This window comes from Acinetobacter sp. Colony158 (genome assembly GCF_019264745.1).
GTDB classification, from domain to species: Bacteria; Pseudomonadota; Gammaproteobacteria; order Pseudomonadales; family Moraxellaceae; genus Acinetobacter; species Acinetobacter ursingii.
This window is the reverse complement of the sequence record NZ_CP078523.1, coordinates 1,600,985-1,602,675: the sequence shown is the minus strand read 5'-3', so window position 1 is coordinate 1,602,675 and position 1,691 is coordinate 1,600,985. Positions and strand designations below refer to the sequence as shown.

Sequence of the window (1,691 nt, the reverse complement as noted above, 5' to 3'; positions counted from 1 at the left end):
GCCGAAAAATAACACACCCGTTAATAAAACCTTTTTTCGGCCTAGACGATCTGAAAGTGGACCGAGTAACCAAGCCACACTTGCACCGCCCAATAAATAAAAAGACATCGAAGAAGGCGCCCATGTCGAACTGACACCAAAATCCTGTGTAATGGCCAGCATCGCTGGCTGAATTAAATCATTGCCAATATAAACCGCAAGTTCAAACAGAACCAAAGCCAGCGGAAACATTAAGGTCTGACGATTTAATGTTGTCGTGTGCATATTTTGCATTGTGATCTACTTATTCAAGATGTCTGTTTGCAAGCTGAACATTATTTTCTAATCAATATGCGCCAGCCCAATGACAAACATTGAGTTTTAGAGAATTGAATTTTTGATATGCTGACTATTCAGCAATAAAACACTGTATTCACAAAGTGTCTGAATTTTGAGGAGAAAATAACAACGTGAGATTGAGGTCAAATGACATGACCAAGATTTATAGAAAAATCTGGCGCAAACATAGCATTTTTTATTTTCAGCGTCGATATTAAAATGTTAAATAAAGCGCAAGATTGTTATTTCTTTCAATTWTTTTTAAAATTTAACCACAAATTATGCATGTTGTGACTGTGAGTAAACGCGAAGTTATCCACAGTTTGAGTTAAAAAATAAACAGCATGCAACTTCCTATAAACAATTATTGATTTTTAAGCAATAATATTTTGCAGATTCATGCATTTTTTAGAATCAATAAACACTCTATATTGACTATCATGAATTTTAAAAATCAGGTTCTCTCGTGAGTCATATCTTAATCATCAACGGTGCTAAAGCATTTGCACATTCCAATGGACAATTGAATGATACCTTAACCGATTTTGCGCAACGTCATTTAATCCAGTTAGGTCATGACGTCAAAGTAACGCGGACGGACAGTGACTATGATATTCAAGCTGAGATAGATAAATATGTCTGGTCAGATGTGGTGATTTATCAAATGCCAGGTTGGTGGATGGGCGCGCCGTGGACGATGAAAAAATATATCGATGACGTATTCACCATTGGTCATGGTGTACTGTATGCCAGCGATGGACGTAGTCGTTCCGATGTCACTAAAAAATATGGTTCAGGTGGTTTAATTCAGGGCAAAAAATACATGCTGTCGTTAACATGGAATGCCCCAATCGAAGCATTTACCGATCCTGATCAGTTTTTTCACGGCGTCGGTGTAGATGGCGTGTATTTACCTTTTCATAAGGCAAACCAATTTTTGGGAATGGACTCACTTCCCACTTTTATCGTCAATGATGTGATTAAGATGCCAGACGTGCCGAGCTATCTCGACGCTTACCAAGCCCATTTAGATCAAGTTTTTACAGTTGAATATGAATAAGGAAAATACAATGTTGACGATTATTGCCGAAATTCGTACGCACGCAGGTATTGAACAGCGTCAAGCGGTATTAGACGCCTTTCAAAAAATCACCCCTACGGTGTTGGCAGAAGATGGTTGTTATGATTACGAGACTTTGATTGATCACTTACCTACACTTGAAATGCAAACCCAAGATCAAAACTTAATTGTGATGCTGGAAAAATGGCAAAGCACCGCACATCTTGAAACGCATATGCAAACTGCACATATGCAGCGACATTTTGAATTGATCAAAGATCATGTGGTGGAAGTGAAAGTGCGTATTTTGGAA

Annotated in this window: 3 protein-coding genes; 2 read left to right on the top strand and 1 reads right to left on the bottom strand. The window is 38.1% G+C overall.

From position 1 onward, the window contains the following. The coding region (locus JR005_RS14650) for an MFS transporter (protein ID WP_228731765.1) at positions 1-273 on the bottom strand (273 nt) is incomplete at its 3' end. A gap of 511 nt (positions 274-784) precedes the next feature. Between JR005_RS14650 and JR005_RS06570 the strand changes: the two genes are divergently transcribed. Both JR005_RS06570 and JR005_RS06565 read left to right on the top strand, forming a co-directional pair. After that, the gene (locus JR005_RS06570; RefSeq protein WP_151838310.1) at positions 785-1,378 is read left to right on the top strand and encodes an NAD(P)H-dependent oxidoreductase; all 594 of its coding nucleotides are present in this window, start codon (positions 785-787) and stop codon (positions 1,376-1,378) included. 10 nt (positions 1,379-1,388) lie between these two features. Continuing rightward, positions 1,389-1,691 (top strand): putative quinol monooxygenase (locus JR005_RS06565; protein WP_218665737.1); only part of this gene is annotated, 303 nt, incomplete at its 3' end.